The following is a 14,107-nucleotide window of genomic DNA, read 5'->3' on the forward strand; positions in this document are numbered from 1 at the left end:
GGCGCCCTGCCCAACCACCAGCTTTCCACCCTGGAGCGTCAGACCGCCGTCCAACAGGTACCCCAGGGCATGCGTCGAACCCGCGTTGCTCGGCGTGATCCATGTCAGGTCGGCCGTGACCTTACCGTCGAACACGAGGGCGTCCAGGCCGTTTCCGCTCCCCACGTTGCCGCGAATGTTGCCGGTGAAGTCACCCGATACCGCGGGCAGGTAGATGCCGGGGTAGCGATTTGCGCCGGCACTTGGGCCGCCGCCGCTACCGGCGACGTTGTTGTTCCGGAGGACCAATTGATCCGCATTGAGCAGCCGGATCCCATAGGTTCCGGCACCCTGAATCCGGTTATCCGTGATCCAGACCGGCTGTCCACCGAGCGCCTGGCCAAGGATGGCCTCGACGCTCGTGGACACGAACCGGTTGCCGCTGAGACGCAACGGCGTGCCGGGCATCGCACCGCTGAAGTCGACGCTGATGCCATGCGTGCCGCCGCTGAAGGAGGTGGTGGTAACCGAAATCGCCGTCGTCGCGGCAGTGATGCCGTCGGAGCCGGTCGGTCCGATGCTGCTCCCGGAGACGACAAGCCCGAAGACCGACGAACCGAATGTCGATGACGCTGCGCTCGTGATCTGGATGCCGGTGGTGGCGTACCGAACCGCGGCGTTGACCAGCGACCCGTTGGCGCCACTGCCGCTCAGAACGATGCCCGCCCAATCGCCAGGATGGGCCACGCCCGTGCAGCCGCTGACGACGGCCGAGTGACACGCCAGGACACCCACGCTGTCATCCGTCAGGCTGGTGAAGACCTTCTGGCTGCTGATCCCCGTATCGTCGGCCTTGAGGTTGACACCCTGCAGGTTGAGAAGACCGCCGTTGCCGACTTTCACGACATCGCCAGCATTGACCGTCAGGGTGTGCGGCGATTGCATCGTCAGCGTGTTGTCGAGGATGTAGCCGAGGAGGCTGGTCGGGTCACTGCTCGCATGGGCCGTCTGCCAGGTGAGGTCGTCGGTGACGGTGCCGTGGAAGGCGATCGCGTCCACACCGTTCAGGGCGCCCCGGTTGCCACTGATGTTCGCGAACAACCCGGAAAATCCGTTCAAGTAGATCGCCGGGAAGGTGGCTGCAGAATTGGTGACGGTGTTGTTCATCAGCGTGAGATGGTCGGCGTTGGTCAAGTTGATCCCGAAGGCACCCGAGCGATCGACGCTGGCATCCTGCAGCTGGACCGTGTGCCCACTGAGCGCAATGGCCAGGATGCCGTCCAGTCCGCTGCCGGCGACCACGGCGTGACCGCTGATGGTCAGGGGTTGGAACGCGCTCGGAGTGACGCCCGTCAAATCGACCTTGATGCCGCGCCCGCCGTTGCTGGTAAATGCGCCACCGTTGATCGAGACCGGAGAATGCGTACTCAGTCCATCAAACGACGTGTTTCTGATGTTGGTGCGGGTCATGGTCAGGTTCTGGAAGGTACGAGACCCGCTCGGGGCGCCCACCGAGATCCCCGTCACGGCATAACGGATTTCCGAGTCGGTCAACTGGTTCGCCCTGCCAGCGTCGAGCACCAGTCCGCCCCAGTCGCCCGGGGTCGGTGCCGGACAGACCCCGGATGCTTTCTGGACAAAGACCGAGCCACAGCTCGGAAGAACCGTCTGCTCCTTGAGGCTGGTCAGGGCGGCCCCGGTGGAGACCAGGGCGCCGCCTTGCAGCGTGATCGTGCCGCCCAGCACGGGGGCATAGTCACCGTTGACGAGCGTGAGATTGCCCGCGATGAGCAGGTTGCCATCGACGATGAAGCCCAGCTTGCCGCTGGTCCCGACGCTTTGCCAGCTGAGCGTCTTGGCATCGCCGTGGAAGGCGATCACGTTGAGGCCGTTGCCGGAGCCGGTATTGGCACTGATCGGACCGCTGAAGTCGGCATGGCTGACCCCGTCCAGCCAGATAGCGGGGTATAGCACATTTCCGGTGCCGCTCCCAACTACGTCGTTGCGCCGGAGGATCAGGTTGTCGGCTCCTTGCAGATAGATGCCGGCGCTGCCGCCGGACCCGGTCGCGCCCGCGTTTTGGATCGCATTGTTTTCGATATCGACCGGCTGGCGGGCGAGACCGAGCGCGCGGATCGCTTCGTTGACGCTGCCCTGGAACGTATTCTTGTCCGCCGGGTTCGGGCCGCCGATCTTCAGCCCAGTGGTCGACCCGGCATTGCTGAAGTCCGCGAGAATCCCATGGTTGCCGCTGCTGGGCCCGCTGCAAACGCCGACCGGGCAACCAAAGGTCGTCCCGCTCACCGCGAGGGCCGTGCCCTGGGCGAGCACGCCGTCGGCGAAGGTCGGGCCGATGGCGCTGCTCGTAACGGTCAGCGAGCTGCCATACAGAATGTGAACGCCGGTGGTCGCGTAGAGAATTGCGGCGTTGGTGATGGTGCCTGTGGTCGCGCTTCGGATCGTGGCATCCGTAGCCGAGCCAGTCAGGTTGATCCCGCCCCATTCTCCAGCTGGGAGCGGCGAGGGACACGACTGCACGAAGACAGAGGGACAGCTCGTGATGTTAACGTTGTCGCGGAGGCTGGTAAAGATCTTGGTGCCCGAGTTGGTGGTGTCACCGGCATCGAGCGCCGCCCCCGTTAAGTTGATCGCGCCCTTCGACTTCACCACGCTGCCACCCGGAACGACGAAGGTTCCGCTCGTGAGGTTCAGATCGCCGTCGAGGAGGTAGCCAAGTTGGTGTATCTCGCTCGTGGGGTCGTTCGTCGCGTTTTTCCAGGTCAGCTTTGGCTGGCTGAGGCCTGACGGGAAAACGATCGAGCCGTTGACCACGATGGCGTCCAGGCCGTCCTCGTGGCCGACATTGTTGGTGACGCTGTTCTCGAGGTCGACCGTCGCCTTGTTGAGGTAGACGGCGGAGTACTTGAGGCCGGTTCCAACGCAGGTTTCCTTTGGCTTCGGTGAACCGGTGCCGTTGCAGTCGAAGTTGTTGTTGATGATGACTGGTCGAAGGGCATTGTTCAGCTCGACGCCGAATGAGCCAGCCCGGTAGAAGCGGCTTTGATGGATCAACACCGGTGGTGGTGGCGGCGGCGGCGGATTCGGGCCCGGAAAGGTGGCGACGACGGCGTCATTGCCGATCGAGCCAGCCGAACACGGGACCTGGAGTGGCAAGCAGCCCGTCTCGGCAAACGGGACCGAACTGCCGAAGGTGACACTGTCGATCTCGAGCGCATTCGCGTTCGTTGCCAGCGGTAGCGCGGAGGTATCCCAGGTGAGCTTGATGCCCTGGGAGCCGATGTTGTTGACGGTCCCAAATTTGCCGTCGGCTCGTCCGGTCCCTGGATCCGCATGACCCCTGATCAGGACCGGCGTGTCGATGGTGTCGATCCCGTCAAAGTAGGACGGCCCGATCCCGCTGTTGACCAGCGCGAGCCCGAAGGGAAGCTGTGAGCTCGGGTTGGTCGGATCGGGAGTGGAGGTCGCGCCGCTGGTGATCGTGATCGAGTTGAGCGCGTGTTGAATGCTGGCGTAGGCCAACGAGGCGTTGCCCCGGTGGCTGGAGTCGCTGGCATTGACCGTGATGCCGATCCACGAGGCGACATCGGGTTCGGCGTCGAAGAGCACCGAGTTGGTCTCGCTGGCGCCCAGTACGAGCAGATGACCCCCGTCAACCTTGATGGCCGCGCCGTGCGAAAAGATTTGCACCGGGCCCTGGCTCGCATCGATCTTGAGCGTCACGTCGTGCGGCACCACGATCGCATCGCACGGCTGAACGGTTGGATCCGTGTTGTTCGTGGTGCTGACCGGCAAGTTGTAGGGGCTACCCGTGCCATAGGGGCTCTTGATCGCGGTCCAGGTGGCGGTGGTCGGGTCAGAAGCATCGGTGGCGATAGGTCCGCAGGGGACGGTGGTGGGCAAGACGTTGGTCGCCAGCGCGTGGCCATTCGGCTGAACACGATCGACACCGCCGGCCGTGAGCAGCACGGCGAGGATGCCCACGCCCAGCCCGAATTTCCAGCTGGTGCGCAGTAGAAAACCGGTTGGCGAGGCCGGTGGCTTGAGCCGGCGCACTACGTCTAGCCTCACACCCTCCCTCGGCACGGAGTCATTCCGCCCGTAGGCGGTCCCTCGGTTTCAGCGGCGAGTTTTGACGTTAGGGGACCAGTTTTGGACCGTCAAGCATATTGCGCGAAACTCCGAGCATCCTGCCCGTTCGGGCGCAGCGGTTTGCCCCAAACGTCAGGCGGCGACGTCGTCCGGCTTGCGGGCCAGCGATTTGAGCCCCGCGGCGAGCAGATCCTGAGCCGTCAGGGCGTCGCCGTGGTACTCGGCGGTACCCCATCGAATCGACACCCGGTCCGACTGCAGCGCCGCTTCGATGCGCTGGGCGAGGACGTCGGCCTGGGCGGAATAGAAGCCAGGGGCAAGGATGGCGAAGTTGTCACCGATCCAGCGGGACGCCACGTCGTCGCTGCGGATCGACGCTCGAATCGCCTTCGCGATCCGCTTGAGCACCGCGTCGCCGGCGCGGTGACCATAGGCGTCGTTCACGTCGCGGAGCTTCTCGACATCGAGCATCAGCAGGGTTCCCCACGACTGCGGGCGCAGCATCATCTTGTTGACCGCCTCCTCGAAGGCCGCGCGGTTCATCAGCCCGGTCAGCGCATCGATCGTCGCCGCCGAGGCGAGCCGATCGATCAGCCGCGCGTTCGCCATCGCCACCGCCGCCTGGTTGGCGAGGATCGTCAGCAAACGGAGCTGGTCCAACGAGTATTGATTCAACCCCAGCTTGATCACGACGATGACCGCCAGGATCTCGTCCTCGAAGACAACCGGCACCGCCAGCATCGATTCATCGATCATCTCGGTGCCGGGTACGTGCAGCGCTTTCGGATGATGCTCGGTATCGCCCAGGACGACGCCTCGTCGCGACTCCGCGACCCAGCCGGCGATGCCCTGCCCCACTTCGACCGCCGCATTTTCCATCGTGACGGCGCGATATTCTTCGCGGTCTTTGCCTTTCAGGTAGACGACCTCCAGTCGGGTTCGGTCGTCGTTCATCAACAGCACGCGGCACTGATCCTGCGGAACAAGCGACGCGATCGTCGCACCGATGCGATTGCAGATATCCTCGATGCTGGTAGCCCGCGCCAGTTGTTGCCCGAGGGCTTCCACCGTCTGCATGTGCTGGGCCCAACCGCGGGGACCTGACACCGACGCGTCCGGGATCGGCTGGCCCGACGCCTGGGCGGCGGCGGTGATATGCGGGGGTTCGTGCTCGATGACCTCGAGCATCACGTCGACGACTCGCGGGTCGAACTGGCGCCCGGTCTCTTTCTGGAACTCGGCGACGATCTCCGCCATGGGAAGCGCCTTGCGGTAGGCACGATCGGAGGCCATCGCGTGGAACGCGTCGCAGGCGTGGATGATGCGCGCCTCGATCGGAATCTCTTCCCCCTTGAGACCGTCAGGGTATCCGCTCCCGTTCCATCGCTCATGCTCCGCCCGAACGATCGGACCGAGTGGGGCAAGGAACGGCACGGAGGCGAGGATGCGCTCGCCGATCACCGGATGCTCGCGCATGATCGCAAATTCTTCGGGGGTCAGCGCCCCGGGCTTCTGGAGGATGTAGCCGGGGATACCGATCTTGCCGATGTCGTGAAGCAGCGCTCCGTATTCCAGCAGGCGCAGCTGATCGGGCGGCAAATGAAGGCGCTTTCCCACGCTGACCGCGAGCTCGGCGGTTTCCCGCGAGTGCGCCTCCGTGTACCGGTCTTTTGCGTCCAATGCGGCTGCCAGCGCTCCGATCGTCGCCACGTAACTCTCTTCCTGCTGCCGGCGCCGGGTCTCGTACTCGTTGAGCAGCGACTGCCGGACGCGGGCCGAGATGTAGGCGCACAGCATCGTCGCCACCGCCAGCACCACCAGGGTTCGGCCGTAGTAACTGTCCCAACCGTTGATGAAGAGCGGCAGGGTCGCCGTCGCCGCCGTCAACAGCGCGATCGCAGCTCCCGTCCGGAATCCGTACGCCGCCGCCATGAACACGGCCGGCGCGATGAAGATCGGCAGGATGTGTGAGTGAATACCGCCGGTGGCCATCAGCATGAAGCCGAGCAGTACCAGGCCGGGCATGACGATGACCACCAGGAATCGCTCCACCGGCAGACGGTGCCAGGGGAAGAACCAGCTGACCGCAGCCCCCACATAAGAGAGGATGCCGATGATCCAGATGCCGGTGAAGTCGAATTGCGGCCCTCCGATAAAGCTGCTGCCGACGTTGACCGTCGCCGACGTCACAAAGGCAATCGCGGCGATGCGAAACATGGCCTTGTGGAAGTCGGCCGGAATTCGCTCGTTTTCTGCCATAACCGCGCCCAATACAACGTGTATTCCGGCGCCTTCCAGCGACCCCGGGCTCCTACCCGGCTCTCCCCCAGAGCGTGAGGGAGCATTGCCTAGGCGCCAGCGCCCAGCCAGAATGCCGGTATGGCCAATTCCCGGCCGCCGAACGGAGCCGTCGCGGAACCGCCGCTGCGGGTCGAGAGCCGGGAAGAGCTGGTCTACCTGCTGGGGGAAGGTTGCGAACTTGAGCACGGGCTGCTCTGCGAGTACCTGTATGCCCAGTTTTCGCTGAAGCGGAGTGTCGAGGAAGGCCTCACGGCGGAGCAGCTGGCCCGGATCCAGGCCTGGGAGCTCACCCTCATCGACGTGATCAAGCAGGAGATGCTCCACCTGGCGTTGGCGACGAACATCTTCAGCGCGGTCGGGGCGGCACCCCATTTCGAGCGACCCAATTTCCCGATCCTCTCGCGCTGGTACCCACCGGATGTCCAGATCGCCCTCGTCCCCTTTGGGGAGCGCGCCCTTCGCCACTTCATGTTCCTCGAGCGGCCGGAGGGCATGCCACTCAAGGATGCGGCAGGCTTTGGCTCATTCGGGATGATGCAGCCGCTGACGGTGGACGATCCGCAGATCACCGCCGGTCCCGAGGAGTGGCACACGGTTGGCCATCTCTACCGGGGGATCGAGAGGGGACTCGCCCACCTGGTCGAGCGCTTCGGCGAGGCTGCCGTCTTCATCGGGCCCGCCAAGGCGCAGGCGACGACCCAGGTCTTCGAGTGGTCGGACTTGACGGCCGTCACCGACCTCGCGTCGGCGAGCGCCGCGATCGAGGTCATCGTCGAACAGGGCGAAGGCGCCCGGGGCGATTGGGTGAGGTCGCATTTCGGCAAGTTCGTCGGCATCCTCGAGGACTTTCTCTCGCTCCGAGCCCTTGATCCCACCTTCGAGCCGGCCCGACCGGTCTTGCCGGTCTATCTGCGGCAACCCCCCGACGTCGACCGGGTGACGCTCGTCCGAGATCCGCTGACACGACGGGTGGCCGACCTGTTCAACGCCGTCTACGAGGTGACCCTCCAGGTCCAGAGCCGGTATTTCGTGCATCATGGCGAGACGCCCGAGGAGCTCGAGACGCTGGCCAAGACGGCGAAGCACCTGATGAACTGGGTGATGCGCAATTTGGGTCCGGTGCTGACGGCGCTGCCGGTCGGCCCCGAATTTCCCGGCCGAACGGCGGGCCCCGCCTTCGAGATCGTTCGCCCGGCGTTCTTCGTCCTCCCACACCGGGAGGCGGCCTGGAAGATCCTGCACGAGCGCCTCGAGACGCTGGCCGGTGTTTGCGCGAGCCTGGGGCGCGAAACGAGCCCCGACGTCATGACGAAGATGGAAGGCAAATTGCGCGGCATGGCCGGCGACCTGGATCAGCATCTCAAGGCCCGGGCGCACTCGACGGAGTCGGCGCCGAGTAGCTAGCCCGCTACTGCCCGATCGCCCCGTCGGTTAGTTCGCGCAGGATGTCCGCGTGACCGGCATGGCGGGCGGTCTCTTCGATCATGTGCACCATGATCCACCGCAGGGTCCGGTCACCCCTTTTCTGGTCCTTCGCGAGATCGTCGAGCGATGCGGCGGCGACGATCTCACGCGATCGAGCGCACTCTTGCTCGTAGAGAGCGCGGATACCCTCGATCGTGTCGGTCGCCGTGACGCGAAAATCGATGTCCTCGTCAGGCTCGTCCTCGGGCCAGGGGAAGATCACCGGGTCGCCCGCAAAGTTCATTTGAAACCACCAGCGCTCGACATACGCCAGGTGCTTCACGATCCCCAGTAGCGTGGTGGGCGAAGGCACGAGGCGCGCCGACGCCTGCTCCTTCGACAGACCGTCGAGCTTCCAGACCATCGTTTCGCGATAGCGGTCGAGGAAGGCGCTGAGCATGTTCTTCTCATCGCCCACGAGTGGCACGTCGAGCCGGCGATGGGGGACGACGTGGGCGGGTATCACCCGGACATTGTAGGAAGCGGGAGTCGGCGTCAGCTGAGACGTTGGATTGTTACTTGCCCGGTTCGCTTCCTTGCGGTAGCGTGAAGTCGATGGAGCAGCGGGGGGCGTCGGAGCCGCCAGCGCCTGCCGCGCCGGCGAGGCCCCAGCCAAGGCCCGAGTTCGAGGTCGTCCGCCAGCCGGTCGCCCAGACCGGGGGCCTGACCGTCGACGGCCTGGTCAAGAGCTTCGATCAGGTCACCGCGGTCGACCGCCTCTCGATGACGGTGCGGCCTGGAGAGATCCTTGCCCTACTGGGCCCGAACGGGGCGGGCAAGACAACCACCTTGCTGTGCCTGGCCGGGCTGCTCCGGCCCGACGCCGGGACGATCGCCTGGGAGGGCCGGCGGCTGGGTTTCGAACGCACCCGCCAGATGGCGCTCATCCCGGAGACGCCCGAGGTCTACGAGATGCTGACCGTCTGGGAGCATCTGGTCTTCGTCGCTCGCAGTTGCAAGGTCGATGCCTCCTGGCGTGCCAACGGCGAGCGCCTGCTCGAGCGGCTGGACCTGGCCGACAAGCGCGATGCGCTGGGCGACGCCCTTTCCAAGGGGATGCGCCAGAAGCTGCTGATTGCCTGCGCCGTGCTGGCGAGGACGCCTGTCCTCCTCCTGGATGAGCCCATGATCGGTCTCGACCCGAGAGGCCAGCGAGAGCTCCACGACATCCTGGTCGAGATCCGCGGGCAGGGTGGCGCGATCGTCGTCTCGACTCACCTTCTCGAGTACATCGACACGCTCTGCGATCGGATCGTCATCCTCAAGAAGGGGCGCGCCATCCTCAGTGGCGGCCTCGACGAGATCCGCCACCAGCGCGACAACCGCAACCTCGAGGACATCTTCCTCGAGGTCACCAGGTGATCGCCGCCGACCGGACGATCACACCCGCGTCGGCGCTGCGCACGCTTCTCTACCTCGATGCGCACATCCTTCTCAACCGGATGCGGACGGCAGCGCGAAACCCGCTGCGCTTGATCTTCTGGCTGATTTTTATCCTGGTGATCCTGTCGTCCATCCAGGCGCGCACGATGATGAACGACGCGATCCGGTCGCGACCCGCGCCGCCCCCGAGCGCCGGGCCGTTGCCGACGATCATCGATCCAAGACCGTGGCTGCACGTCGCCGCCACCTTCATCCCGGGCATCGTCCTGATCATCTACGGAATCTTCACGATCGCTTCGTCCCGGCAGCCGCTACCCGCGTTCCGATCGGCGGCGGATGCCCGATTCCTGATCGGCTCGGCGCTGCCGCCCCGCCTGGTGGTGCTCTGGCTCGTCGTCCGCGTCATCCTCTCGCTGAGCTGGAGGATTCCGATGATGCTGTATTTCTTCATCTTCATCCTCCCGGCGTCGTTCGGTGCGTCCGCCGCCAGCGGGCTCGGCGCATTCTTCTCGCTGCTTCTCCTCACGGCCACGGTGGCGCTCAACCTTCCGATCTTCATCAGCCGCAAGCGTCGGATCGGACCGAATCCCGCACTCCTCGGGTGGCTCCTTGTGTTGACGGGACTGGCCTCCGTCGTCGTGATCTTCGTCGCGCTCTCCCCGGGGCCGCCCAGCCTGGTCTCAACGCTGCAGCCGGTGGCCGCCACCTTGCCGCCGGGTAGCTGGCTCGTCGGTGCCTTCGAAGGCAACGGCCCGGGACTCATCGCCCTGGCTGCCCTCGCGACGGGATCGCTGTTGCTGACCTGGCTGGTTGCAGGCGATGTCTATCCCGAATTGTGGTCGTCCTCGGCTCGCATGATCGTTCTTCGCCGCGCCGTCCGCCGCCGAGGGCCTTTTATGACGCGGAGCGATCAGCGGCAGCTGCTAAGCCAAGCGGGAATCGCCCAACCCATCCACCGGCGACAGACGGCGGCCCCCTCCAGCCAGGGGCGCTGGGTGCCGTCCGGCGCATGGACGATCCTTTGGAAGGAGTGGCTCGCAACCCGACGAGTGGCGGGCGGCATGCGGTTGCCGGCGATCGCGCTCCTGGTTGCCGTTGTGGTCGGCGCGGCGCTCGGCACGCTGAGTCGCAACCGTCCCGCAGTCGCAGGCGCCCTGCTCGGGCCGCTGTCTTATGCCGTCGTGATGATCAGCCTCTTTACCGCGTACCGCCTGGGCAACGATCTGCGCAAGCCGATCTGGTGGCTCTCGGCGTCCACCTTGCGGGCTCGACTCGCGGTGCTGCTGGTCGCGCGGACACTGCGGCTCGCGATTCCGATCTCGGCTGGATTACTGACGGCAGGCGTGGCCGGCGGCAATGCCGCCTTCCTCCTGGCGGGGGCGCCCATCGTCGTTGCCGCGACCTGGGCGATCAATTCCATGGCGCTTGGGACGTACGCGATCCTCCCGGGGTCTTCCGATATGCGCGGCCCCGGTGGATGCCTGCGAGTCATCGTGCTCTTCGTCATGGTGATCCCGATCGGGATCGCGGGCATCGTCGGCGGCATCGCAACCGAGAGCGGCACGGGGAGCCTCGTGGCGGCGGTCATCACGGCGCTGGGCGAGGGATGGCTGCTGGTGCTGTTCGCGGCGTCGCAGCTCGATGGCAATGGCCTGGCGTTCGCCCAGGCCGAACGCCGCTAGCCTCGCTCGCGCATCGCCTTAGGCTCGCTTCAGAAGGTCGGCGAGCTTACCGAGTTCGCTCTCCCAGCCCATGACCATCATGTTCGTCCAGTACTCATCGTGCATGGCATCGAGCGTCATGACCAACCTCACGCCCTCTTGCTGCGTATCGAAGTCGACGGTCATCGCCAGCGCGTACGGTTTGACGTTCGGAATGAAATCGGCCATTTGCGTGAAGGCGAGTCGCTGGCGCGGCACGACCTCGGTGTAGGTGACGAGAGACTCCGTGGTCAGCGGCATCCCGGCCTTCTTCAGGAAGTCGATCTGGTCCGCAGCGACCGCGGTCATCGCATAGAGGAGCTCGCCGCCGCGGCGGACGTCGAGCCTGCGCACTCTCACCTCGAATCCTGGTGGGCCCCACCAGGATTCGATGCCGTCCTTCGTCGTCCAGAGCTCCCAGACCTCGTCGATCGATGCGTTGAAGCTTCGCTCGATCGTGACTCTCCGGCGCGCCGGTTGGGTCTGCGAGGTCAAGCTACGCGCCGCTCCGGTAGGCGTGCTCCAGTTTCGAGATGTCGAGCTTGCGCATCTTCAACAGGGCCTCCATCAGTTTTGCCGGGTTCCCCGATTTCGGGTCGCCCATCATCTTCCCCAGAGCCGAGGGGACGACCTGCCACGACACGCCGAATCGATCCTTGAGCCAGCCGCATGGTCCTTCCTCTCCGCCCTCTGTGAGCCGCGCCCAGACCTGATCGAGCTCTTGCTGAGTTTCGCAGGTCGCCACAAACGAGAACGCTTCCGTGAACGTAAAGGCCTGGCCACCATCGAACGCCGTGTATTCCTGTCCGTCGAGCTGGAAACTAGCGTGCAGCACGCTCCCTTCCGGAAGAGGACCGTTCGCCTCGGCGCGCAGCAGGCTCAGGACCTTGGAATTCGGAAACAGCGAAACGTAGAAATTGACCGCTTGTTCGGCGCCCTCCTTGAATGTCAAGCATGGTCTGACGCTTTGCACCTTTGTCTTGTTGGCCACCGCCGTCGTCTGCGTACCCACTTGCGTCACTTTTCTTCCTCCTTGTTTTTCGGTCGGGTCCTGCCCCGCCGGTCGAGTTCTGCCGCAAACCGATCGAGTCGGCCCTCCCACATCGCGCGATATCCCATCATCCATTCGTCCAGTTCGCGAAACGGCTCCGGTCGCAAGGCGTAGAGCCTCCGCCGGCCCTCCGGGCGGACGACAACGAACTGCGCGTCCTGCAAAATGGCGAGCTGTCGCGAAACACCAGGCTGACCGATGTCCACGACGGCGACCAGCTCGCTCACGGAGCGCTCCCCGCTCCGCAGCTCCTCGATGAGCCGGCGGCGGGTGGGATCGGCCAGGATCTGGAACGCGTCGGGCATGGCGATACATTACTACATCGACATATGTCTTGTCAACAATATATCGTAGGTGTTACCGTCTGACGCCCACGCCGAGGAACGACGCCAGCTCGCGGAGGGCCTGCGTCGTCGGACGAACGGGCCGGCGCCGACCGTCCCAGCCCGCCTCCCATCGCTCCCCTACCACCTTGAGCACCCCCTCAAGCCGATCGACGGCCAGGTCGAACCTGGCACAGATGCGGTCGCCATGCAGCAGAGGCATCACGAAGTAGCCCCAGCGCGTGCTCCTGGGAACGTAAATCTCGAGCCGGAAGTCAAAACCCCACAGCGCCAGCGTCCGGTCGCGATCGCAGATCAGGTTGTCGAAGGGCGACAGCAGGGTCGTTCGCGGCTCGAACGCGCCCGACTCGATCTCGTCGAGCAGCGGAAGGTCGTCCGCGTGGACGTACCAGTCGCCTTTGAGCCCGATATCCACCGGGACGATCGTTCCACTGGCTTCGAGGTCCTTCCAGACGGGCGCGAGCCCCTGGTAGCGGCGTCGGATGAAGTGTTTCTTGACTTGCTGCTGGGTGGCGACGCCCAGCGCCCGCAAGGAGCGGACCGCGGCCCGGCGCAGGGCGACCGGGCGCTCGGGAATCGGGCCAGGCGGCGTTCGGAACCAGGTGTCCGCCAGCGCCCACCGACGCCCGCTCCCGACACGGCCGGCCGGTACGATCTGGCCCTGAAGCCAGAGGAGTGCCAGCGTGTCCGTGATCGGGCTGCGCTGTCCCCAGCCGGATTCGTACTTCTCGGCATGTTGGTCGAAGTCCGCGGCGCGGACTGAGACACTGCCCGCGAGCCGTTCGAGGACGACTTCGCTGAACTGGCCCCGCGTCGTCATCCAGGACGCCGTGGTGCTTTGGTCGGTCCAGGGCGGCGGTAAGGCGAGGTGCAGTGCCCGATCTTCCGCCGGGACGATCGAGGCCTGGTGCGCCCAATACTCGTAAAGGCGGCGCTGGTCCCAGAGGAGGATGTCGACCATCTTCGGGTCGTACGGTCCGAGGCGGCTGAAAAGGACCAGCAGGTGGTTGCGGGCGACGATGGCGGTCGGGTCGAGCTGCAGGCAGCCGATCGCGTGAACCAGGGCGTGGATGTCGTCCGTCGTGACCGGTTTGGGTCGGGGTCCGCTGAGCCGCTGGCGAGCCACCGTCAGCCGCCGAGCATGCTCGATCCGGAGCTTCCGACGCAAGGCCCTATCCCGTTGCGGGATCTACTGAATAGACAAGGTCCTCTAGAACGCGGTCGAGCGGCCGGGGCACCCGATTGAGATCCAGCGCCCCAACCAGCACCGCCGCGGACTGGATCTTTCGGCCCCCCTTCGTGCCGAAGAAGCGCCGCAGCTGGTCCTCGGTGGTTCGTCCGCGCCACTCAGGCTGGTGCTGGAAGATGCGGAAGGCTTCGAGCTCACCCTGCGCGTCGAGAACCTGCTCCACGACGGCGGCCCCGAGGGCACGAATCAGCTCGTCCTCCAGGTCGGCGACGCAGACATAGAAACCGAGTTGCTCCATCTCGGTGCGCGTCAGGTTGGCGCCGAGGCCGGCGCGCTCGAGACCGTGCTGGAAGTCGCCCTCTTCAGCGGCGTCACACAGACCCGCCAGTCTGAGGCCCATCCCTTGAGGGCCGAATCGTTTCAAGAAGGTTCCAATGTTCGTCGCGCCGCCGATGGCCACGATCGAAATGCCTCGAGCGTTGAGATGGTGACCGCGGCGGGTGGCGAGCGCGTCGAGCGCGAGCTGGTCGCTAGTCCCCTCAACGAGGATGACGGCCTGAGCTTCGGGCGTCGCCTCCATGGCCGA

At 65.3% G+C, this 14,107-nt stretch carries 11 protein-coding genes; 3 read left to right on the forward strand and 8 right to left on the reverse strand.

Annotation, left to right across the window (positions count from 1 at the left end):
• Both VHK65_11250 and VHK65_11255 read right to left on the reverse strand, forming a co-directional pair.
• The coding region (locus VHK65_11250) for a NosD domain-containing protein (GenBank protein HVS06724.1) at positions 1-4,053 on the reverse strand (4,053 nt) is incomplete at its 3' end.
• Between the two features lie 168 nt (positions 4,054-4,221).
• Positions 4,222-6,348: an HD domain-containing phosphohydrolase gene (locus VHK65_11255; GenBank protein HVS06725.1), complete on the reverse strand. Its 2,127-nt coding sequence runs from the start codon at positions 6,346-6,348 to the stop codon at positions 4,222-4,224.
• 120 nt (positions 6,349-6,468) lie between these two features.
• Between VHK65_11255 and VHK65_11260 the strand changes: the two genes are divergently transcribed.
• Positions 6,469-7,794, forward strand: coding sequence for a ferritin-like domain-containing protein (locus VHK65_11260; protein HVS06726.1), 1,326 nt, complete (start codon positions 6,469-6,471; stop codon positions 7,792-7,794).
• A gap of 4 nt (positions 7,795-7,798) precedes the next feature.
• Here VHK65_11260 and VHK65_11265 read toward each other — a convergent pair whose 3' ends face one another.
• Complete coding sequence (locus tag VHK65_11265; protein ID HVS06727.1) at positions 7,799-8,320, reverse strand: DinB family protein; 522 nt, start codon at positions 8,318-8,320, stop codon at positions 7,799-7,801.
• Positions 8,321-8,409: 89 nt separating this feature from the next.
• On the opposite strand from VHK65_11265, the gene VHK65_11270 reads away from it, so the two are divergent.
• Both VHK65_11270 and VHK65_11275 read left to right on the forward strand, forming a co-directional pair.
• The gene (locus VHK65_11270; protein ID HVS06728.1) at positions 8,410-9,216 is read left to right on the forward strand and encodes an ABC transporter ATP-binding protein; all 807 of its coding nucleotides are present in this window, start codon (positions 8,410-8,412) and stop codon (positions 9,214-9,216) included.
• Positions 9,213-10,919 (forward strand): putative ABC exporter domain-containing protein, encoded by a 1,707-nt coding sequence (locus VHK65_11275; GenBank protein ID HVS06729.1) that lies wholly within the window; start codon positions 9,213-9,215, stop codon positions 10,917-10,919. Before VHK65_11270 ends, VHK65_11275 begins: the two co-directional genes overlap by 4 nt.
• Positions 10,920-10,937: 18 nt before the next feature.
• Here VHK65_11275 and VHK65_11280 read toward each other — a convergent pair whose 3' ends face one another.
• Genes VHK65_11280 through VHK65_11300 form a run of 5 tightly spaced genes read right to left on the reverse strand, consistent with a single transcriptional unit; the run spans position 10,938 to position 14,101 of the window.
• Positions 10,938-11,432 (reverse strand): SRPBCC domain-containing protein, encoded by a 495-nt coding sequence (locus VHK65_11280; protein ID HVS06730.1) that lies wholly within the window; start codon positions 11,430-11,432, stop codon positions 10,938-10,940.
• 1 nt (position 11,433) lies between these two features.
• Positions 11,434-11,958, reverse strand: a complete 525-nt coding sequence (locus tag VHK65_11285) for a VOC family protein (GenBank protein ID HVS06731.1) — start codon at positions 11,956-11,958, stop codon at positions 11,434-11,436.
• Positions 11,955-12,293, reverse strand: a complete 339-nt coding sequence (locus VHK65_11290) for a metalloregulator ArsR/SmtB family transcription factor (GenBank protein ID HVS06732.1) — start codon at positions 12,291-12,293, stop codon at positions 11,955-11,957. The genes VHK65_11285 and VHK65_11290 overlap by 4 nt, the downstream gene beginning before the upstream one ends.
• A gap of 52 nt (positions 12,294-12,345) precedes the next feature.
• Positions 12,346-13,500, reverse strand: a complete 1,155-nt coding sequence (locus tag VHK65_11295; protein HVS06733.1) for a crosslink repair DNA glycosylase YcaQ family protein — start codon at positions 13,498-13,500, stop codon at positions 12,346-12,348.
• Between the two features lie 4 nt (positions 13,501-13,504).
• Positions 13,505-14,101, reverse strand: coding sequence for an ATP-dependent endonuclease (locus VHK65_11300; protein HVS06734.1), 597 nt, complete (start codon positions 14,099-14,101; stop codon positions 13,505-13,507).
• Positions 14,102-14,107: the final 6 nt, after the last annotated feature.

This window comes from Candidatus Dormiibacterota bacterium, from assembly GCA_035544955.1.
Taxonomy (GTDB): Bacteria; Chloroflexota; Dormibacteria; order CF-121; family CF-121; genus CF-13.

Coding starts and splice junctions, on each gene's coding strand:
- VHK65_11255 (HVS06725.1), bottom strand. CDS start 6,348: ATGGCAGAAAACGAGCGAATTCCGGCCGACTTCCACAAGGCCATGTTT.
- VHK65_11260 (HVS06726.1), top strand. CDS start 6,469: ATGGCCAATTCCCGGCCGCCGAACGGAGCCGTCGCGGAACCGCCGCTG.
- VHK65_11270 (HVS06728.1), top strand. CDS start 8,410: ATGGAGCAGCGGGGGGCGTCGGAGCCGCCAGCGCCTGCCGCGCCGGCG.
- VHK65_11290 (HVS06732.1), bottom strand. CDS start 12,293: ATGCCCGACGCGTTCCAGATCCTGGCCGATCCCACCCGCCGCCGGCTC.
- VHK65_11300 (HVS06734.1), bottom strand. CDS start 14,101: ATGGAGGCGACGCCCGAAGCTCAGGCCGTCATCCTCGTTGAGGGGACT.